The sequence below is a fragment of the Collinsella sp. AM31-2AC genome (genome assembly GCF_003469285.1).
Lineage (GTDB): Bacteria > Actinomycetota > Coriobacteriia > Coriobacteriales > Coriobacteriaceae > Collinsella > Collinsella aerofaciens_AT.
In genome coordinates this window covers 121,943-142,895 of the sequence record NZ_QSJB01000001.1, presented here as the reverse complement: position 1 = coordinate 142,895, position 20,953 = coordinate 121,943, and the positions used below count along the sequence as shown (strand labels likewise).

The 20,953-nt window shown below is 60.7% G+C and carries 18 protein-coding genes and 1 tRNA gene; all 19 read left to right on the top strand.

Going from position 1 to position 20,953, the window contains the following annotated elements; genetic code table 11:
- Positions 1-42: 42 nt before the first annotated feature.
- The 19 genes from DW796_RS00615 to DW796_RS00525 all read left to right on the top strand — a co-directional run bounded on the left by DW796_RS00615 (position 43) and on the right by DW796_RS00525 (position 20,939).
- On the top strand, positions 43-1,302 hold the full coding sequence (locus tag DW796_RS00615; protein ID WP_117584173.1) for an MFS transporter: 1,260 nt from the start codon (positions 43-45) through the stop codon (positions 1,300-1,302).
- 171 nt (positions 1,303-1,473) lie between these two features.
- Complete coding sequence (locus DW796_RS00610; RefSeq protein WP_055285281.1) at positions 1,474-2,661, top strand: glycosyltransferase; 1,188 nt, start codon at positions 1,474-1,476, stop codon at positions 2,659-2,661.
- The gene (locus DW796_RS00605) at positions 2,658-4,001 is read left to right on the top strand and encodes a histidine kinase (RefSeq protein ID WP_118093957.1); all 1,344 of its coding nucleotides are present in this window, start codon (positions 2,658-2,660) and stop codon (positions 3,999-4,001) included. The genes DW796_RS00610 and DW796_RS00605 overlap by 4 nt, the downstream gene beginning before the upstream one ends.
- A gap of 72 nt (positions 4,002-4,073) precedes the next feature.
- Positions 4,074-4,790, top strand: coding sequence for a LytTR family DNA-binding domain-containing protein (locus tag DW796_RS00600; protein WP_006235156.1), 717 nt, complete (start codon positions 4,074-4,076; stop codon positions 4,788-4,790).
- A 95-nt stretch (positions 4,791-4,885) separates the two neighbouring features.
- Positions 4,886-5,353, top strand: a complete 468-nt coding sequence (locus tag DW796_RS00595) for a YfcE family phosphodiesterase (RefSeq protein WP_118093956.1) — start codon at positions 4,886-4,888, stop codon at positions 5,351-5,353.
- A 409-nt stretch (positions 5,354-5,762) separates the two neighbouring features.
- A tRNA-Asp gene (locus DW796_RS00590) sits at positions 5,763-5,840 on the top strand.
- Positions 5,841-6,199: 359 nt separating this feature from the next.
- Positions 6,200-6,685 (top strand): Rrf2 family transcriptional regulator, encoded by a 486-nt coding sequence (locus DW796_RS00585; protein ID WP_117564951.1) that lies wholly within the window; start codon positions 6,200-6,202, stop codon positions 6,683-6,685.
- A 21-nt stretch (positions 6,686-6,706) separates the two neighbouring features.
- On the top strand, positions 6,707-7,612 hold the full coding sequence (locus DW796_RS00580) for an adenine glycosylase (RefSeq protein WP_117564952.1): 906 nt from the start codon (positions 6,707-6,709) through the stop codon (positions 7,610-7,612).
- A gap of 114 nt (positions 7,613-7,726) precedes the next feature.
- Positions 7,727-8,266, top strand: a complete 540-nt coding sequence (gene rbr, locus DW796_RS00575) for a rubrerythrin (protein ID WP_118093955.1) — start codon at positions 7,727-7,729, stop codon at positions 8,264-8,266.
- A gap of 451 nt (positions 8,267-8,717) precedes the next feature.
- Entirely contained in the window at positions 8,718-9,152 is a 435-nt protein-coding gene (locus DW796_RS00570) for a hypothetical protein (RefSeq protein ID WP_118093954.1), read from the top strand.
- A gap of 123 nt (positions 9,153-9,275) precedes the next feature.
- The gene (locus DW796_RS00565; RefSeq protein WP_118093953.1) at positions 9,276-9,806 is read left to right on the top strand and encodes a DUF6036 family nucleotidyltransferase; all 531 of its coding nucleotides are present in this window, start codon (positions 9,276-9,278) and stop codon (positions 9,804-9,806) included.
- Positions 9,803-10,366, top strand: coding sequence for a transcriptional regulator (locus tag DW796_RS00560; RefSeq protein ID WP_117629046.1), 564 nt, complete (start codon positions 9,803-9,805; stop codon positions 10,364-10,366). Before DW796_RS00565 ends, DW796_RS00560 begins: the two co-directional genes overlap by 4 nt.
- Before the next feature lie 51 nt (positions 10,367-10,417).
- On the top strand, positions 10,418-11,773 hold the full coding sequence (locus tag DW796_RS00555; RefSeq protein WP_118093952.1) for a DNA recombination protein RmuC: 1,356 nt from the start codon (positions 10,418-10,420) through the stop codon (positions 11,771-11,773).
- A 125-nt stretch (positions 11,774-11,898) separates the two neighbouring features.
- Entirely contained in the window at positions 11,899-13,701 is a 1,803-nt protein-coding gene (locus DW796_RS00550) for an ABC transporter ATP-binding protein (RefSeq protein ID WP_118093951.1), read from the top strand.
- 63 nt (positions 13,702-13,764) lie between these two features.
- The gene (gene nth / locus DW796_RS00545) at positions 13,765-14,430 is read left to right on the top strand and encodes an endonuclease III (protein ID WP_118093950.1); all 666 of its coding nucleotides are present in this window, start codon (positions 13,765-13,767) and stop codon (positions 14,428-14,430) included.
- A 120-nt stretch (positions 14,431-14,550) separates the two neighbouring features.
- The gene (mfd, locus tag DW796_RS00540) at positions 14,551-18,183 is read left to right on the top strand and encodes a transcription-repair coupling factor (RefSeq protein WP_118093949.1); all 3,633 of its coding nucleotides are present in this window, start codon (positions 14,551-14,553) and stop codon (positions 18,181-18,183) included.
- A gap of 153 nt (positions 18,184-18,336) precedes the next feature.
- Entirely contained in the window at positions 18,337-19,200 is an 864-nt protein-coding gene (locus DW796_RS00535; protein WP_118093948.1) for a phosphatase PAP2 family protein, read from the top strand.
- Positions 19,201-19,245: 45 nt separating this feature from the next.
- Entirely contained in the window at positions 19,246-20,271 is a 1,026-nt protein-coding gene (locus DW796_RS00530) for a low specificity L-threonine aldolase (RefSeq protein WP_118093947.1), read from the top strand.
- Between the two features lie 77 nt (positions 20,272-20,348).
- Complete coding sequence (locus tag DW796_RS00525) at positions 20,349-20,939, top strand: GNAT family N-acetyltransferase (protein WP_118093946.1); 591 nt, start codon at positions 20,349-20,351, stop codon at positions 20,937-20,939.
- Positions 20,940-20,953 lie beyond the last annotated feature (14 nt).

Here is a 20,953-nt window from a genome sequence, read left to right as displayed (position 1 = left end):
TGAACTAGCTGCATATCGGGCGAATACGAAGGGTCCCTGTCCATGAAATACACCAAGCTCGAGCGTAACTGGGTCATGTACGATGTGGGAAACTCGGCCCTCGTGCTGCTCAATACCTCGGTGGTGCCCATCTACTTTAACGCCATCAATACCGGTGCTTCCTCGGCAGACCTGGTGGTCGCTTGGGGCAACGCGCAGACGATTGCCTCGCTGGTCATTGCCATGCTCATGCCCATTCTGGGCGCGCTTGCCGATTACGCCGGCAACAAGATCAAGTTCTTCTTGGGCTTCTTCCTCACGGGCCTGGTTCTTTGCCTGGCGCAGGCTATCCCAATGTCCGCCATGGCATTTTTGACTGTGTACGTGCTGTGCACCATCGGCCTCAACTCTTCTATGACGTTCTACGACGCCATGCTGCCCGACATTACCACCGACGAGCGCATGGACGTCGTGTCCAGCTCGGGCTATGCCTGGGGCTACATCGGTTCCACCGTGCCGTTCATCATCTGCCTGGCGCTTATCATGGGTGGTCCCGCTCTTGGTGTCCCCACCATGCTGGCAACGCGTCTGTCGTTTATCATCACTGGTGCCTGGTGGCTCATCTTTACCCTGCCGCTCATTCGCACCTATAAGCAAAAGTACGGTCGCGAGCGTGGTCCCGAGGACACCATCGGCCACATCGTGGGCGGTGTGTTCTCCGAGGTCGGACACACCATGCGCGAGATCGCCCACAACAAGACCGTGCTGGTCTACATGATCGCGTTCTTCTTCTATATCGACGGTGTGCACACGGTCATTTCTATGGCCACCAGTTACGGATCGGCCTTGGGCATCGATTCGACGCAGCTGGTCCTGGCGCTGCTCGTCACGCAGTTTGTTGCTTTTCCGTCTGCCATCATTTACGGCAAGCTCGCCGGACGCGTGGGCACGCTCAACATGATCCTGGTGGCGGTCGCCGCCTACATGGGGATTGTGCTGTTCGCCGCGTTCTTCCTAAAGACCGCCTTTGAATTCTGGGTGCTTGCCATTATGGTCGGCCTGTTCCAGGGCGGTGTGCAGGCGCTCAGCCGTAGCTACTTTGGCCGCATTATCCCCAAGGAAAAGTCCAACGAGTACTACGGCTTCTTTGACATCTTTGGTCGTTATGCAAGCGTTATGGGCACCTTCCTGGTGTCGGTCGTCACCTCGCTGACCGGCAACCCCTCGCTGGGCGTCCTGTCTATCGGCGTGCTGCTGGTGGTGGGCTTTATGCTGCTGGTCCGCTTGTCCCGCATGACTCGGGCGGCAGGGCATGCCGCATAGGAGCGAGCGGCTATTGTGCCTGTCCACGGTACTCTTTTGGGGTTATCCGCAATAAACATTGCGACTTGCGAGCAATGATTTGCCCAAGTGGGTATGATGGAATCAGCTAGGTCGCGGGGCGTCGCCTGTGTTTGGCGGCGTCCCGTTTTTGTGTTGCAGGGAGGGTAAGGCATGAACGCCACGGTCGTGATTCCAACGTATTGGGCGGGCGATGACGCTTGCGCAAACGCCCCTGGCACCTATGACCATTCGACGCGACTCAACGCCGACAATCCCGAACTCGACCGCTGCCTGGCCTCGCTTGAGCAGGTACGTGACATCCCGCGCATCATCCTTTTGGTGGTCTGTCCCGTTTCTGCCACAGCCGATGTGTCGCTGCGCGTGCACGAGATTGTCGACGCGCATCCCACGCTCAAGGTCACCGTTGTCACCAACACCCAGGCCTCGCGCATCGCAGACCGGGTTGCTCAGATCGCGCCTAAGGGTTCGGGCGAGTGCGTGAGCCTGCGAGGCTACGGTGCCATCCGCAACATGGGGCTAGCTTGTGCCGCTGTGCTGGGGCATGACGCGGTTATCTTTTTGGATGACGATGAGACTGTCATCGACGCCGACTTTATGAAGCGCGCGACCTATGCGTTGGGGCAGCAGACGCGTCAGGGCTTGCCGATCTTGGTCAAGAGCGGCTATTTCTACGATCGCGACGGATCGCCGCTTGCTCCCACGGACAAGGCGGGCATCTGCCATCGTTGGTGGACCAAGCGCATCGAGTTCAACCGTTGGATGAAAAAGGCGCTCTCGGGCACCCGCATCTCGCGCTCCAACTACGTGTGCGGCGGCCTGATGGCCCTGCACGCCCGCGCCTTTACGCGTGTGGCCTTTGACCCGTTTATCACCCGCGGCGAGGACTTAGATTACCTCTTTAACATGCGTATGTTTGGCTACGACGTGTGGTTTGATAACGAGTGGACCGTGCGCCATCTGCCTCCGGAGTCCGAAAAGCGCTCACCGCGCTTTATGCAGGATGTATACCGTTGGTACTACGAACGGGCCAAGTTGACGTTCGCCGCGCATCAAAAGGAGCTCATCCCCGTTACGGCGGCATCGCTCATGCCCTACCCGGGCCCGTGGATTTCGCGCGAGCTCGACGACCGCGTGCGCAAGACCGCTATGGTCCGCAGCGTGTTTACCCGCGAGCATGAGGGTTACCTGCGCATCTGGCGCCATGGTATCGACGAGGCAAAGGCCTATGCGCGCCAAAACGCCGCAAGCTATCTGCGTTTCCAGAGCTTTTGGCCCAAGATCATGGACGGGCTTTGGCGTGACGCACAACTGATCAGTATCCTGGAGGGGGCCGAATGATCGACCGCCGCGCCCAGCGCGATAGTTCAATATCAATCTTTCGCATCATTGCCGTTGCCTGCGCCATTTGCGTGCTGGTGTACTTTATTTTTGCCTTGGTGACCGGTATCGAGCCGATCGCCACGGTGATTGCCTGCGCGCTGCTGTGCATCTTTCTGTGCATCTTTATCTTTTTGACGCTCAATCCCGATTCGGTGCGCTCCCAGTACACCGAGGAGACGCTCTCGGTGGCCTCGGCCATGCTCGAGGACATTAAGGGCGGTCTGACGCAGGAGTCGGCGCGTTTGGTGTGCCGGCGTATTTTGCCCGAGACGCGCGCCATGACGGTGGCCATCACCGACGAGGAGAACGTGCTTGCCTGCGCGGGCGAGTTTGAGGAAAAACTGCTGCCCGATACTCCCATCCACACGCTTGCCACACGCTACGTTATCGAACATGGCATCGTGCAGTCGTTCAACCGTATGGTGGATGTCGTGGGCTCGGACGGCTCGCACAACCAAGTCCCCGCCGGCATTATCGCCCCCATCAAGGTGGGCGATCGTACCGTCGGTACGCTCAAGTTCTACTACAAGACCCCGCGCGCCGTCGACCGTACCCAGTACGCGCTTGCCTCGGGCTTTGCCGAGATCTTGTCCACACAGCTCGCCATCCACGAGCTCGAGGTGCAAAAGGAGCTCACGGCGCGCGCCGAGGTGCGTGCGCTGCAGGCGCAGATTAACCCGCACTTCCTGTTCAACACGCTGAACACCATTGCATCGTTTACGCGCACCGACCCGCTGCGGGCCCGCGAACTGCTTCGTGAGTTCTCATCGTTCTATCGTGCCACGCTCGACAACTCGGGATCGCTTATTCCGGTCTCGCGCGAGGTCGCACAGACCAAGCGCTACCTTACCTTTGAGAAGGCCCGCTTTGGCGAGGACCGCGTGCTTGCGACGTTCGATGTGTCCGAGGACGTGGAAGATACGCTGGTGCCGGCGTTCGTGATCCAGCCGATTGTCGAGAACGCCGTACGTCATGGTATGGGCGATGACGACGCCCTGAGGATCGACGTGACCGTTCACCAAGACGGCGAGGATGCAATCTTGATTGCCGTGGCCGATAATGGCGTGGGCATGGATGAGGGTACCGCCGCCAGACTGTTTGACGAGCGCTCTGCCCGTCCCGACGCCAGCTCTCCCCAGGGTGGCGGCGCCGGTGTGGCCATGCACAATATTTCGGAGCGCATCCATCGCTTTTATGGGCCGCACTCCTATACGCGTGTCGAATCGGCGCCGGGCAAGGGCACCAAAGTGCTCCTTCATCTTGATTTGTCAGAGAGCATCTTTGACATTCAAGAGTAAAATAAAAGGCTACGGGCTCAACGTCATGCGACGGATGCCCGGCGTAGTTAGTTGACGAAAGGTTTTATCCCTATGCTGCGTGCGATGATTGTGGATGATGAGGCGCCGGCTCGCTCGGAGCTTCGCTTCCTGCTCGAGCAAACGGGCAAGATCGGCACGATCACGGAGGCGTCGAGCGTCCGCTCCGCCATCGAGATGCTTATGGAAAGTCGCGTGGATGTCGTGTTTCTCGATATCTCGATGCCCGGTGCCTCGGGCCTGCAACTTGCCGAGGCGCTGCATAAGCTCAAAAATCCGCCGGCGATCGTGTTTGTGACTGCGTATAGCGACCATGCGGTCGAGGCATTCGACGTGGATGCCGTCGATTATCTGATGAAGCCGGTCGAGGAAGCTCGCTTGGATCGCGCGATCGAGAAGGTCATGCAACGCGCCAAGCCGGTTACGGACAGCAAGGTGACCATCGAGCGTATCCCGGTGGAAAAGGGTGGCCGCAAGGTGCTCATTCCCGTGGACGACATTCGCTTTATCATGGCCAAGGACGATTACTCCTGCATCTATACCGTCGATGATCGCTTTTTGTCGACGACCTCGCTGGCGCAGTTTGAGGCCAAGCTCTGCGACTTTGGCTTCTTCCGTGTTCACCGCCGCTATATCGTCAACTTGGCGTGCGTTACGGACGTCGAGACGGTGCCCTCGGGCGCCATCCAGCTGGGCATTACGGGCGTCGACGAACGCGTGCCGGTTTCGCGCCGCCGCGTCGTGCCGCTCAAGAAGGCTCTGAGTCTCTAGCACACTGGCCCCGCAGCCCTGTAGACCCATCGTCTGCGGAGCCGTGGGGCCTTTTTTGTATGTATCTGCCGAATCGTTTTTGCGGAAGGGATCCCATGAACAGTGCAAGCGCCAAGCGTATCGACATCATCTCGGACACCCACGGCTATCTTTCGCCTGCGCTCCTGGATGAGCTTGAAGGCGCAGACCTGATTATCCACGCCGGCGACCTCACGTCAGAGATGGACTACGAGCACCTATGCACCATCGCCCCCGTGCGGGCCGTACTGGGCAACAACGATTATTACCGCGACTACGGCCCCGATGTAGACCGTCTTGCTCTCTTTACCTACGAAGGCCTCAAATTCGCCGTAGCCCACTACCGCGAAGACCTTCCGGTGGGATCCGTAGACGTAGCCATCAACGGCCATACCCACGTAACCAAAGAAGTCCAAGTGGGCCGTTGCTTAGTCCTCAACCCAGGCAGCGCCAGCTACCCCAGAGGCACCCGAGGCCCCACCATGGCCAGAATGCTAGTAAAAGACGGCAAGATTATAAGCACCAAGTTTATTGACCTAGACTAACCGCAACAAAAACGGGGGATGCACAAATGCATCTCCCGTTTTTTATGAGCCAAAGGTCAAAGTTCAACAAAATCCATCAGACCAATCCCGCCGAGGAGCACGCGGGCTAGCCGCGCAGCGGCGCACGCCCGCAAAACTGGTTGAATAATGTTACGGCAGGGAGGGTCTCCGGGGCTGGGGGCGGGGGTTAAGTTTGTCGCGAGTTCCGCACGCAAAGGAAAGCACTTAATGTGCTTTCCGTCTTGCGCAGGACTGTAGAGCAGCAAACTTAACCCCCGCCCCCAGCCCCGGAGACCCTCCCGGAGGGACCGAAAAATTTTTTCAAAAAAGTTGTTGCGCGCCGGACAGACTTCTGTGTATACTAATCCCCGCAGCGCACGCGAGCGGAAACAAACGCGAACGCCTGCCTGGGGAGTTAGCTCAGTTTGGTTAGAGCGCCGGCCTGTCACGTCGGAGGTCGCGGGTTCGAGCCCCGTACTTCCCGCCAACGCAATTAAAGCCACGTCTTCGGACGTGGCTTTTTGCGTTTGATGCACTTTGTTTCGATAGAACGATCGCCCTGATGCATCTTTGCCCAGAATCCCCGCGCCTTCGGGAACGCAAGTAAAATCCAATAAGCATATCTGTCTAAACAACAGCTTTGTTGCGCAACACCTGTTCAACGAGACAGGGGGTTAGGTTATACTAAATTGCACTGTAGGCCGCATCTGATGCATTTCGCTCCAAGCGCGGCACTCAGTGGATATCCGATTTACCATTTGGATGTCCTAGCGGTCATTTAGCGTCTCGACACAAGCTCGGCCCCGGAGCTCGTTCGAGCTGTTCGTATTCCTTGAAAGGGGAAAAATGGACATATCGAGGAAGACTGATTACGCCCTTCGTATGCTGGCGATGCTTGCCGAGGATCCGGAGCGTTTGCTTTCTGTTCGCACCGCTGCCGAAGAGGTCAATGTCCCGTATTCGTTTGCCCGTTCGATTCAGCACGGTTTGGTCCAGGCCGGTATTGTGGAGAGCCTGCGTGGCGTCCACGGTGGCATGCGTCTCAAGGTCAGTCCGGACGACGTTACCATTCGTCAGGTCGTCGAGGCCGTTCAGGGCCCTATGGTTATGAATGATTGCACCGCACCCGATGGCGACTGTGCGCGCATGGGCACGTGCTGCTATCATCCCCTGTGGGCCGGAGCTCAAGCATTGATGCGCGACTACCTCGATTCCGTTTCGCTCGGCGACATCGTCGCTCACCGCCAGTTCCCGGCCGTCGATCCCAAGTTCGCCGACCGCGAAGCGTTTCCCGAGTACGCCACCTGTGCGTATACATGCCGGGAGGAATAGCGCCGCATAAGGAGCATAGATATGATTCAGGACCCCTTTCGTTCGATGATTCGTTCGGAAGGGGTCCTGCGTTATCGCGACCTTCCGTGGCGCCGCACGCGCGATCCGTACATCATTTGGCTTTCCGAGGTCATGTTGCAGCAAACACAGGTGCCGCGCGTGGAGACGCGTATGCCGGCGTGGCTCGATCGCTTTCCGACCGTGCAGGCGCTTGCCCAAGCCGCGCCTTCCGATGTTTTGGACGCTTGGCAGGGCATGGGCTACAACCGACGCGCTCTGGCGCTCCACAAGGCCGCTCAGCGCGTTGTGGAGGACTGGGACGGTGAGTTTCCGCGTGAGACGCGTGACTTGGTCGCTCTGCCTGGTATTGGCCCGGCAACGGCGCAAGGTATCCGGTCGTTTGCGTTTGACCTTCCAGGCGTGTATCTGGAGACCAACGTGCGCACGGTCTTTCTGCATCACTTCTTTCCCGATGTACCGGCTGTTCCCGACCGCGAGCTGGTGCCGCTGATTCAGGCGGCCTGTCCGGCGGTCCCCGGTGCGGCGACCGACGAGATCGCTCCCTTTGCCGTGCCGCTCGATGATGCCGACACGCCGCGCGCGTGGTATTACGCGTTGCTGGACTACGGCGCATATCTAAAAAAGACGTTGCCCAATCCGTCCAGGCGCTCGGCGGGCTATAGCCGTCAATCAAAGTTTGAGGGCTCACGTCGCCAAAAGCGCGCGCATATCGTGCGCATGTTGCTGGCGGCGCGCGATGGCCAACCGGCGGGGATTACGCTTGCTGATGCCGTGGTGGGCGTTAACGATATGGAAGCGGCGGCTGGGCGCGGGCCGGTCGAGCGCGAGCTTGTCGCGGGCATTCTGGCCGACCTGGAGCGTGAGGGCTTTTGCCGAGCCGAGGGCGATCGCTGGCTGAGCATTTAGCCCGTGGAAATCTGAAGAACAGGATTGTAAGGTTTAGATTTCCGACATGAGGGCATCCTAAAGACGAGGCCGCTCGAAGCCTACGGGCGGCATGCGTTGAAGGGAAGTACACCTATGGATTTTGAGAATTCCCAAACCAAGAAGAACCTCGAGACCGCTTTTGCCGGTGAGTCCCAGGCACACACCAAGTATCGCTACTATGCCTCCAAGGCAAAGAAGGACGGCTACGTTCAGATCTCGAACATCTTTGCCGAGACGGCTGGCAACGAGTCCGAGCACGCCAAACTGTGGTTTAAGTATCTGCACGATGGCGCCGTCCCCGATACCCTGGACAATCTGCGCGATGCCGCCGCGGGTGAGAACTACGAGTGGACCACGATGTACGACGAGTTTGCCAAGACCGCCGAGGAAGAGGGCTTTGCCGAGATTGCCGCAAAGTTCCATGGTGTCGCCGCCGTCGAGAAGGCCCACGAGGAGCGCTACAACAAGCTCGTCGAGCGCATTGAGTCGGGTGAGGTGTTTGAGCGCGAGGGCGTAAAGGTGTGGAAGTGCCTGAACTGCGGGCACCTGCACGTTGGTGCCGAGGCGCCTGAGGTGTGCCCGGTGTGTAACCACCCGAAGGCGTACTTTGAGGAGCAGGTGGTGAACTACTAGCGCTTGGTGCCGGCTGCTGCGGAGCGCAGGGCGGGAGGCCGGATCGCCTTCCCTCCCCGCTCACGGCTCCGCAGGGTCGCGTTGAGGGAAGACGATCCGGCCTCCCGCCCTGCGCTCCGGCTTCGGGTCGTTGCGTGCTCGCTACAGAAAAGCTGATATTAAAGGTTGTGTGCCGCCCCTTTTTGGGACGGCACGTTTTTGTGGGGTCCCGGTCTCCACAATTTTCGTCAAGCTATTGGTTAGATTTTGGTCAGTTGGCGTAAGGGCGGAAGGCCAAAAGATTGTTGGCGAAAAAAGCTCAGAGAAAGTGCTGGTAGGGGAGTTGTTGAGCTTTTCGACAGCTTTTGAGCAAAAGAAACTTTGTGGCTATTGCCGGCGATTGCGTTGTCGCGGTCATGGCGGTGCGGGATGCTGGTCGTAAGCGTCGAATGCTCCGATTTTGGAGGCCAGCATGGATCTGTTTCTTGAGACTCCGCAGCAACAAGCTGAGCGTATGCTGCGTCAGCAGCAACGACTCATGGAGATACAAATGCAAGGGGCGGCAGTCCAGCCCTTTGCGCAAAATGTCGTGCCCGCTGCTGTACCTGCAGCTGTGCCCGGGTGCGAATCGGCACCAGAGGCCTATTCCGTACAGCAAGATTCATATGCGCAGGAGCTCGCGTTCGACAAGCGTCGTGCGCGTCGTCGCCGCGTGGGCCAGCGCCTGCGCACCTTGGCGATGATCGTGCTCGTCCCGTTGGGGCTTGCGGCCATCTTTCTGGCGTCGTATGCCCTCACGTGCATCCTCAACGGTGCATCGCCCAACGAGGTGCTCCAACATCTAGCGGCCCTGGGCCAGCGCCTGGGTGACGTCATAACAACCATCCGCGCCGGCTGGGAGAGCTAGCGTTTGTCACATTAGGACTTCTAGGGTGTAGGGATTCTCGCCACGAGTAGGATTCTTGCATCCTGTGGGTCCTGTCGTGCGACTGAATAGTATTATTGAAGATGAATAATAATAGGATTTGCTATGTATAAGCAGGATTTAGAGCAGACTCTTTTGGATATTGACGAAGAGGCGGAGCTGGAAATGGGTCCAAGAGACGATAGACCGAGCGTTGTATTGGTGGGAGGAAGCGCCTTCATGCTAAACGATGTGACGAATCGGTCGGTTACACATGACATTGATGTGTTTGAGGCAGACAGGTGCCTCCGCGAGATCATAGCTCGATACCCCGAGGTGAATGGCATGGCAGTGGCATATTGCAACCAGATGCCATTCAATTACGAAGATCGACTGATCCCATTGGAGATTGGGGCGCATTTTATCAGGTACTTTACGCCATCTTTGGAGGATCTGGCGGTGATGAAGCTTTATGCCTATCGTCCGAACGACATCGTCGACCTCCATAGTCGAACATTTATCGACCGACTTGATTGGGATCTGCTCGAGCGGCTTATATTCGATGAAGGAGAGGCGTTGGCCTCGTCGCCTTCAGAGCGGAGTTATCAAGAGATGGTCTGCGCATACAGGCAATACAAAAAGGAGGTGCTCGGTTGAATCTGACTTTTGAGGGATTTTTGAAAGGCTATTGCCGAGAGCTGTCCGGACAGCAGTCGCTGAGTTTTAGGAAGCTTGTAAAGCAGGCAACAACGGTTGAGCCGCGTGTGGCGGAGCCTCTGTTTTTGCTCGCTTTGGCGCAGGGTAAGGCCGAATACGTTCTGGGTTTATCCGAGGGCTCGTGGATGGAAGAGGGCTATCGAGGTGTTTTGTCTCTGTATGGCCAAGCGAGTAGCCTGGCATCTCTATGCTCCGAGGATAAGCTCCCCAATCGTTACGCCAACGTTTGGCGTGCGTATAGAGGGGTGAAAGAAAAGCCAGCGGCCGACAGAAGGGTGAACGCCCTGATGAGAAAGAGAACACTTAAAGCATTGGAGGAATCGGGTGTAACGCGCTACGGTCTCTGCCGCGATTTGAATCTGAATAAGGGAAACGTGTACGCATACTTAGCCGGTGATGACTCGAAGGTGAGCAGGAAGACAGCGCGTCGCATTATGGAATATGCGGAGGAGAGAAGCACCCAAGAAGGGGCCGGGCGCCCGGTGCGTGTGGCAGGGTAAGATTGATCGCGGTTTTGATTGATAATCGATTGGGTTTGTTGGGCGGAGTCTATGTCTGCTATTGATATTGCGCTTGTTGTGATTGCCTTGGTGGCGGTGGGAGTTGCTGCGGTCTGCGCCCTGCAGCTTAAGGGCCTTCGTGCCGAGTTGCGAGAGCGTGGCGGCAACGAAGCGGAGACGCTCGCGGCGCTCGAGCAGGCCAACAGCGCGCTCGATGCCCTCAACGTCGCGCTGACAGAAACCCGCCGCACGGCAAACGCCATCGCGCAGCAGCAGACGACCGATGCGGCCGTGGAGCAGCAACGCTACCTGACCATCGCGCGAGAGTTCTCGCAGGCCGGCGACCGTATGGATGACCTGCGCCGCGAGACGGCCCAACAGCTCGGTGCCAACCGCGAGGGCATCGAGCACCGCCTGGACAAGGTGCGCGAGACGGTCGATGCCCAGCTGGGCGCCATCCGCAAAGACAACAACGTGCAGCTCGACCAAATGCGTGCGACGGTGGACGAGAAGCTCTCTCGCACGCTCAACGACCGTCTGTCTGCATCGTTTAAGCAGGTGAGCGACCAGCTCGAGGCCGTGTACAAGGGCCTGGGCGACATGCAGTCTATCGCCACCGGCGTGGGCGACCTTAAGCGCGTGCTAGGCAACGTCAAGGCGCGTGGCATTTTGGGCGAGGTGCAGCTGGGTGCAATCCTGGCGGACATTCTTACGTCCGACCAGTATCTGGAAAACGTTGCCACCAAGCCCGGCGCCTCGGAGCGCGTTGAGTTTGCCGTCAAGCTGCCGGTAGACGAGGGCGATCCCGTGCTGCTGCCGATTGACTCCAAATTCCCGGGCGACGCGTACGAGCATCTGCTCGACGCCCAGGAGTCGGGTGACGCTGAGGCCGTCGCCGCAGCGCGCAAGACGCTCGATGCGATGGTCAAGCGTGAGGCAAAGGACATCTGCGAAAAGTACCTGAGCGTGCCCGCGACCACCAATTTTGGCATTCTGTTCGTTCCGTTTGAGGGCCTGTACGCCGAGGTCGTCAGCCGCCCCGGGCTTATCGAGACCCTGGGTCGCGACTATCACGTCAACGTTGCCGGCCCCAGCACCATGGCGGCCATCCTCAACAGCCTGCAGATGAGCTACCAGACGTTTAGGCTGCAAAAGCGCACCGACGACGTGCTGCGCGTGCTTTCTGCCGTCAAGGCCGAGCTGCCGCGCTATCAGGCGGCGCTGCGCCGCGCCCAGCAGCAGATCGAGACCGCGGGCAAAACGGTCGAGGGCATCATCACCACGCGCACCAACGTTATGGAGCGCAAGCTCAAGGATATCGACGCGCTGGAAGACGCGCGGGAGGCCGACGAGATTTTGGGACTCACATCCGCGGAGCTGCTCGCAGACCAAAAAGACGAGGACTAGCTGCATCTGATGACGGGGCGCCGGCGTAAACGCGGGGCGCGGGCGCTTTTCGCATCGTGCTTGCCTGAAGTGCGCTTCAGTGTGCAACAATGGCGTTTCGCCCTATCAGACGCGAAAGGAAGTCCATGTCTCAGAGAAGCACCAGTCCGCTCAAACGTTCCACCGTGCGCCGCACGCTCCAGCGTTTTTGGGACGTCACGCGCACACAGCCGCTGATCGTCTTTCTCTCGGTGTTCTCGTCGGCCGGCTACATCTTTTTGCTCACGTTTGCCAACACCTACGTGATGGCCCTTATCGTCGACCGCGTCCAAGTCGGTCCCGTGGCGGGCGACCAGGTGTTTGAGGTCTTTGGTCCCTACATTCTGGCGCTCGTGCTCGTTAACCTGGTAGGCCAGATTCTCTCCAAGCTGCAGGATTACACCGTCTACAAGCTCGAGATTGCGGGCAACTATCACCTGGCGCGCCTGTGCTTTGACACACTCTCCAATCAATCCATGACATTCCACACCAGCCGCTTTGGCGGATCGCTTGTGAGCCAGACGAGCCGTTTTATGAGCGGCTACACGGGCCTGGTGGACGTGACGGTGTATTCGCTCATTCCCACCATCACCTCGGTTGTCTGCACGGTGGCGGCGCTCGCTCCGGTGGTGCCGACGTTTACCGTGATCCTGGTGGGCATTATGGTCGTCTACATCGCGTTTGTCTGGCTTATGTATAAGCGCATCATGCCGCTTTCGGCCGCGACGTCCGCCGCGCAGAACAAGCTGGCGGGCGTGCTGTCCGACGCGGTCACGAATATCCTGGCCGTCAAGACCTGTGGGCGCGAGGACTTTGAGCGCGACCTGTTCGATGCCGCCGACCGCGCCGCGCGTGACGCCGAGACGGTTTCGATGCACGCCATGATGCAGCGCAACTTTACGACCTCGGGCCTTATCGTCATCACCATGGCCGTGGTGAGCGTGTTCGTCGCGGGCGGCAACGCGTGGTTTGGCATCTCGGCCGGCGCGCTCGTCATGATCTTTACCTATACGTACAACCTCACCATGCGTCTGAACTACGTAAGCTCCATGATGCAGCGCATCAACCGCGCGCTGGGCGATGCGGCCGAGATGACGCGTGTACTGGACGAACCGCGCCTGGTAGCGGACGACGAGAACGCCCCCGAGCTCAAGGTGGGCGAGGGCGCGATTGATTTTGAGCACCTGAGCTTTGCATACCGTGACGCCGCAGCGGGCGAGAGCGTGTTCGACGACCTGACGCTTCATGTGGCAGCGGGCCAGCGCGTGGGCCTGGTAGGCAAATCGGGCTCGGGCAAGACGACGCTCACCAAGTTGTTGCTGCGCCTGGACGACGTACAGGGCGGCCGCGTGCTCGTGGACGGCCAGGACGTCTCGCGCTGTACGCAGCAGAGTCTGCGCCGTCAGGTTGCCTACGTGCCGCAGGAGGCGCTGCTGTTCCACCGCTCCATTCGCGAGAATATCGCCTATGGACGCCCCGACGCCACCGACGAGCAGATCCGCGAGGCGGCTCGCTTGGCTAATGCGACCGAGTTTATCGACCGCCTGCCCCGTGGCTTTGACACCATGGTGGGCGAGCGCGGCGTTAAGCTTTCGGGCGGCCAACGCCAACGCGTGGCCATCGCCCGCGCTATCCTGACTGACGCGCCGATTCTGGTGCTCGACGAGGCGACGTCTGCCTTGGACAGCGAGTCCGAGGCGCTGGTGCAGGAGGCGCTCGAGAACCTCATGCGCGGTCGCACCTCCATTGTGGTGGCACATCGCCTGTCCACCGTGGCGGCGCTCGACCGCATCGTGGTGCTGGCGGACGGCGAGATTGTCGAAGACGGTACGCATGCGCAGCTTGTCGAGGCGGGCGGCGAGTATGCGAGCCTGTGGGGTCGCCAGACCGGCGCATTTTTGGAGGCGTAAAGACCCCATACGTGGGACAATCGTGCCCATAGGTTTGTTACGCCGCCGAGCCGAGGAGTCGTTATGCCACGCGAGACCAATGCCGCCAAACGCGAGCGCGCCGTTGAGGTGTGCGAGCGCCTCAACCGTCGCTATGGCCCGGTCGAGTGCTTTTTGGACCACGAGAATCCCTTTAGGCTGCTCATCGCGGTGCTACTCTCGGCGCAGACGACCGACGCGCAGGTCAACAAAGTGACGCCGAAGCTGTTTGCCCAGTGGCCCACGCCCGAGGCTATGGCGGGGGCGAGCGTGGCCGATGTGGCCTATACCATTAAGTCACTCGGCTTTTATAAGAGCAAGGCCAAGCACGCCGTGGAGGCCGCGCAGATGATCGTTGCCGATTACGGCGGCGAGGTACCTGCCGATATGAAGGAGCTCGTTAAGCTGCCGGGTGTTGGCCGCAAAACGGCGAACATCGTGCTCAACGTGGGGTTTGGCATTGTCGAGGGCATCGCGGTCGATACGCACGTCAACCGCATCGCGCACCGCCTGATGCTGAGTCCTAAGACGCATGCCAAAGAGCCGCTCAAGACCGAGCAAGATCTGCTCAAGATTTTGCCGCACGAGTATTGGGAGTCGGTCAACCACCAGTGGATCACCTTTGGTCGCGAGATCTGCGACGCCCGCAAACCCAAGTGCGACGAGTGTCCGCTGGCGGATTTGTGCCCCAGCGTGCGCGTTTTGGGGTAGCTGTTTGGCGTGCGCTGGCGTGCCTACCTCATGCGCTACCATGACAGGCAATGAAATCCGCCGCATACCCGCCGAGCTTGCCCCGGCGGGCTTTTGGCGTTGCAATGCCGGAGGAACAGCATGCTCATTCATCGTATAGCCGCGCAGCTCTACACTGCCGAGGCCTTGCAGACCGTTGAGACCGGACTCGATGCCGGCGAGGACGTGACGCTGGCCGTGTCGCAGTCGGGCCGCACGCTTATGGCGGCCGCCCAGTTTGCGCGCCGTCCGCGCCCGACGGTCTACATTGTGAGCGGCGAGGACGCGGCCGATCGCGCTGCACGCAGCCTTGCCGCCTACGTGGGCCTGGCGCATGTGTGCCGTTTTCCCGAGCGCAAGGACTATCCGTGGCGCGAGCAGGCGCCCGACGACGCTGTGGTGGCGCAGCGCTGCGAGGCTCTGGGGCGCATCGTGCGCGGGGACAACTGCATCATGGTTGCTTCGGCCCGTGCGCTGCTGCGCTGCGTGCCGCCGGTCGAGAGTCGCTATTGGGAGTCCACGACCTTTACGGTGGGCGAGGAGATTCCTTTTGACGAGGTGCCGCAGCGCCTGGTGGGCATGGGCTACACCAATGCCGGCGCCGCCGACGCGCCCGGCCTGTTCCGCGTGCACGGCGACACCGTCGAGGTGTTTCCCGCGCAGGAGAAGGCGCCCGTGCGCATCGAGTTTTTTGGCGACGAGATCGACCGCATCCGCCGTATGGTGAGCTCTACGGGCCAAACCATCGGCAATGAGGACAGCATCGAGATCTTCCCGTGCCGCGAGTTGGCACTTACCGATGAAGCCGTCCACAACATGCACGTGGCGCTCTACCGCGCCAGCCAGGACGATAGCAAGCTGGCGGCACTGCTCGAGATGGTGGATGCACGCATCGTCACGCCCGAGCTCGACCGCTTTTTGCCGGTGATGTACGGCCAGACCGTGAGCCCGCTGGCACACGTGAGCGGCAAGGCGCTCGTGGTCCTGTCCGAGCCGCGCTCGCTGTTCGACGACTGCCTGCGCGCCTACGAGGATATCGAGGCGCGTGCCGGCGAGGCGGGGATTGACCGACTGGACGGTCTGTATGTGCGCGCCCAGCAGCTCGACTTTGGTGCCCAGCAGCGCTTGAACTACGTAAGCCTCATCCGTGCCGGCGGCGCGGTTACGGCCGAGCTCAAGATTGAGCAGCCTGCTATCGCAGGCTCGGACAACCGTTTTATGACGCGCATTCAGGAAGTCGTGGGCAAGCGCTACGCCTGCGTGTTTGCCATTCCCGATCGCGGTGCGCGCGAGTCGATGGAGCTCACTTTTGGTGACGAGGGCATTACCTTTGAGGAGTCGCTGACGGCAGCGCCCGAAAATGCCGGCGCTATCGGCGACCGCGTGCGCGTGGCAGCGGCGGATTCTGCCGACCGTGCTGCCCGCCAGGATGCCCATGCTGCAATCCGCGAGCGCCGCGCCGACGCACTCAACGCCCGCTCGCTCGAGGCGGGCGCGGTCCAGGCTGCCGCCGGTGCCGCCGTGCCCACCATCTCACGCGGACGCGTGACCTTTGTCGATGCCGCCCTGCCGCAGGGCGTGGTAGTGCCCGATGCCAACCTGGCCGTGTTCTCGATCGCCGACCTCAACGCCCGCATGGACGCCAACCGCGCGCGCAGCCGCCGCAAGGTGGACATTACGCAGATCACGTTCCCGTTTAAGCCGGGCGACTACGTGGTGCACGCCACTCACGGCATCGCGCTCTTTAGCGAGATCGCGCGCCAAGAAGTGGGCGGCAAGGAGCGCGATTACTTTTTGCTGGAATATGCCGACGGCGACAAGCTCTACGTGCCGCTCGAGCAGGTCGACCGCATCACGCGCTATGTTGGCCCCGACGGCGACAAGCCGCGCCTGACCAGGCTCAACACTGCCGACTGGACGCGTGCCACCAATAAGGCGCGCAAGAACGCTAAAAAGCTGGCGTTTGACCTGGTCGATTTGTATACGCGCCGCTCGTCGATTACCGGTATCGCCTGCCCGCCCGACACGCCCGAGCAGATCGAGATGGAGGAGAGCTTTCCTTACGACGAGACGCGCGACCAGTTGGAGGCCATCGCCGACATTAAGGCCGATATGGAGGCGCCCAAGCCCATGGATCGCCTGCTGTGCGGCGACGTGGGCTTTGGCAAGACCGAGGTCGCCCTGCGCGCAGCGTTTAAGTGCGTGGACTCCGGCCGCCAGGTCATGGTGCTCTGCCCCACGACTATTCTTGCCCAACAGCACTATGAGACGTTCTTTGAACGCTTTGCCCCGTTTGGCCTTGAGGTCGAGGTGCTCAGCCGCTTCCGCACGCCGGCGCAGCAAAAGCGCGCGCTCAAGGCGTTTGCCGAGGGCACGATCGATGTGCTCATCGGCACGCATCGTCTGCTTTCGGCCGATGTGAACCCTAAGAACCTAGGCCTGGTGATCATCGACGAGGAGCAGCGCTTTGGCGTGCAGCACAAGGAGCAGCTCAAGAACCTGCGCGAGCAGATTGACGTGCTTACGCTTTCGGCCACGCCTATTCCGCGAACCATGCAGATGGCCACGAGCGGCGTGCGCGACATGAGCCTGATCACCACGCCGCCGACCGGGCGTCGCCCCGTGATCGTGCATGTGGGGGAGTACGACCCCGATGTGGTGAGCGCGGCGATTCGCCTGGAGGTGGGCCGCGGCGGCCAGGTGTACTACGTATCCAACCGCGTCAAGACCATCGACGACGCCGTGGCGCGCGTGCACGAGGCCGCGCCCGAGGCGCGCGTGGGCGTGGCGCACGGCAAGATGAGCCCGCGCGAGGTCGAGGACGTGATGATCGAGTTCGCGACCAAGAAGATCGATGTGCTCATCGCCACGACCATCGTGGAGAGCGGCATCGACAACGCGACCGCCAACACGCTGATCATCGAGGATTCGCAGCGTCTGGGCCTGGCGCAGCTCTATCAGCTCAAGGGCCGTGTGGGCCGCTCTGCCACGCAGGCCTACGCGTACTTTATGTTCCCGGGCGAGCTGCCGCTCACCGAGGAGGCGACGGCGCGCCTGACCGCACTGTCCGAGTTCCAAGACCTGGGCAGTGGCATGCGCATTGCCATGCGCGACCTGGAGATTCGCGGCGCCGGCTCGCTTATGGGCGCCGAACAGCACGGTAACCTGTCGAGTGTGGGCTTTGACCTGTTTACGCAGATGCTGGGACAGGCCGTGGCCGAGGCGCGCGGCGATGACGATGCCGGCGTTGAGGCGGCGAGCGTGGGCATTAACCTGCCGGCCGATTACTTCTTGTCCGAGGAGTACCTGCCGGCGGTGGACCAGCGCGTGCTCGTGTACCGTAAGCTCGCGGCGGCCGAGGACCTGGAGAGCATCGATGAGGTGCAGGAAGAGACCGAGGCCGCGCATGGCGAGCTGCCGTTGGCGGGACTCAACCTGTTCAATCGCGCGCGCATCCGCATTCGCGGCGAGCGCCTGGGGCTCGAGAGCGTCACGCTCAGCGGCGGGCGCATCACGTTTTTGGGCGTCGACGTGCCCAAGAAGGTGGCCTTTGAGCTCAAGACCCGCTACGGTGCGGTGAACTTCCCCAAGAGCCGCAAGCTGTCGGTGCCCTACAAGGCGGGTGCCGGTGCGGGCAGCGGCCTGGGCCGAGGTCTCGACGCCAACGACGGCACCGGCCCCGTGGCGGCCACACTCATGCTGCTGCAGCAGCTGGGCGCTACTGACGATGACTAACAAGTAAGTCGGTGGGACAAAGTTATCAGTAGTTTTTGTCCCAGGTGCGATAGTCGCATCGAGCCTGTCAACGCAAGCGACCCTGGGACAAAACTACTGATAACTTTGTCCCACCACGTTGCGGGTCGACCTTTGCCCGATGGAAAGGAAAGCATGTTCGGGTACATTTATAAGAAAGACGCCGCTGCCATTGCGGTTGTCCTGTGCCTTTGTCTGGGCGTGGGCAGCTTCTTTGATTATCAGATCTCGAGCGCGCTGTTCAATATCGGCAGCATGTACGGTCGCTTTATCGAGGCCGCTGGCGAGCTGCCGTTTGAGCTGACGGCGAGCGTCGCGGGCGTTATGCTCGTGCGTTCGGCACGCCCCGATTCCAAGACGAGCAAGTGGCTTGCCGCGCTGGGCGTTCTGGTCAACGTGGGCCTGACCGGCTACGAGATCGTTTCGTCCCTGAGGGTTGGCGGCAAACTCATCGCGGCTCAGTTGGTGCTGACGTTTGTGCTGGTCATCGTCGCCAACCTTATCGTCTATCGCCTCACGCGCGCGACCGACCCCGACGAGCTCACACGCTGGGCGTTGATGGTGCTGGCCGTGTGGGTCGCTCAGGCCATCATCCTCAACGTGGTTGTCAAGCCGCTGTGGTCGCGCCCGCGCATGCGCGTGATCGAGGTCACGCCGGGGCTCAATTTTCAGCCGTGGTGGGTGATTGGCAACCCCGACAAGTGGAGCTATATTGCGGCCGGCGTAATCAAGGACAGCTTTAAGTCGTTTGCGAGCGGACACACGGCGCACGCGGCGATCGGTCTTATGCTTGCCGGGCTTCCTGCGGCGTCTTTTAAGGAAAAGCCGTCGCGCCGTCGCGTGGTCTTTTGGACGGCGGCTGCGGTTGCGGCGCTCGTCGCCTTTGGCCGCATTGTGATCGGTGCGCACTTTTTGACTGACGTGAGCTGCGGCTTTGCCCTGGTGCTGGCACTTGAGTGCCTTGCCGCGCGCATTGCCTATCCGGGCGGCGTACAATAGCGGCGTTTAAATCATCGGGCCCATGCCCGGCTAGAGAGGATTGCCATGCTCGCGTTCAACAACGACTATTCCCACGGTGCTCATCCGGCAGTGCTGCAGGCGCTCGTCGATACCAACATGGAGCCGCAGCCCGGCTACGGTACCGATGCGCACACCGAGCGTGCCAAGCGGCTGATTCGCGAGGCCTGTCAGGCTCCCGATGCCGACGTGTTCTTGCTGGTGGGCGGCACGCAGGCCAACGCGACGGTGATTGACATGCTGCTCGCGCCCTACGAGGGCGTCGTTGCCGCCGAGACCGGCCATGTCGCTTGCCACGAGGCGGGCGCTATCGAGTTTGGCGGCCACAAGGTGCTCACCATCCCCGGCTACGAGGGCAAGATGCACGCCGAGGATCTCGAGAACTATATCCAGGTGTTCTACGAAAACGAGAGCTACGAGCACACGGTGTTCCCGGGCGCCGTGTACGTGAGTCTATCGACCGAGTACGGCACGCTGTACTCCAAGGCCGAGCTCGCGGCGATTCACGCGGTGTGCCAGAAGCGCGAGATTCCGCTGTTTGTGGACGGTGCTCGTCTGGCCTATGCACTGGCGGCCGATGAGTGCGACATTACCCTGCCCGAGCTGGCGCAGCTGTGCGACGTGTTCTACATCGGCGGCACCAAGTGCGGCGCGCTTTGCGGCGAGGCTGTGGTGTTCTGCGGCATGCACGCTCCGGCGCATCCCATTCCGCGCATTAAGCAGCACGGCGCGCTGCTGGCCAAGGGCCGCCTGACGGGCGTGCAGTTTGAGGCACTCTTTACCGACGGCCTGTATTTTGAGATTGGCCGCCAGGCGATTGAGACGGCGCAGGCGCTTCGTCGCGTGCTGCACGAGCGCGGCTACCAGTTCTTCTTGGAGACGCCCACCAACCAGCAGTTTGTCATTTTGCCCAACGAGGACATGGCTCGCATTCGCGAGCATGCTTCGATTGAGTACTGGGAAAAGTACGACGAGACCCACACTGTGGTGCGTTTTTGCACCAGCTGGGCCACGACGCAGGAGGACATCGACGCGCTGGCGGCTGTCCTGTAGCCTGATGTAATGACGAGGGGCCGCCTTGCGCTGGGTTTGGCGCAAGGCGGCCTTTGTTTTTGAGAGAGAAGGGTTGTATGACCGAGATGTCCGAGCCGGCGATTCGCCTGGCGACGCCCGAAGACGCGCCGGCGTTGCTTGCCATCTATGAGCCGTATGTGCGCCAGACGGCGATTACCTGCGAATACGAGGTGCCGAGCGTTGAGGAGTTCGCCGGGCGCATCGAGCGTACGCTCAAGCGCTATCCGTATCTGGTGATGGAGCTGGACGGGCGTCCGGTAGGCTATGCCTATGCGAGTCCGCTCAACAGCCGCGAGGCATACGACTGGTCGGTCGAGACGTCGATTTACCTGGCACGCGACGTGCGCCACGGCGGGCTGGGCCGCAAGCTGCACGATGCGCTCAAGCAGTGCCTGATCGCGATGGGCATCACCAACATGTGCGCGCTCATCGCCGTGCCGCACGACAAGGACGACGAGTATCTAACGCACAACAGCCAGGACTTCCATGCCCATATGGGATATCGCTTGGTGGGTGCTTTCGACCGCTGTGCCCAAAAGTTCGGCCGCTGGTACGACATGTGTTGGATGGAGCTGCTTCTAGCCGAGCGCGTCCCCAACCAACCCAAACCAACCTGGTTCCCCGACCTCCCCAAACCTACCATTTAGGGACAGGTTTATTT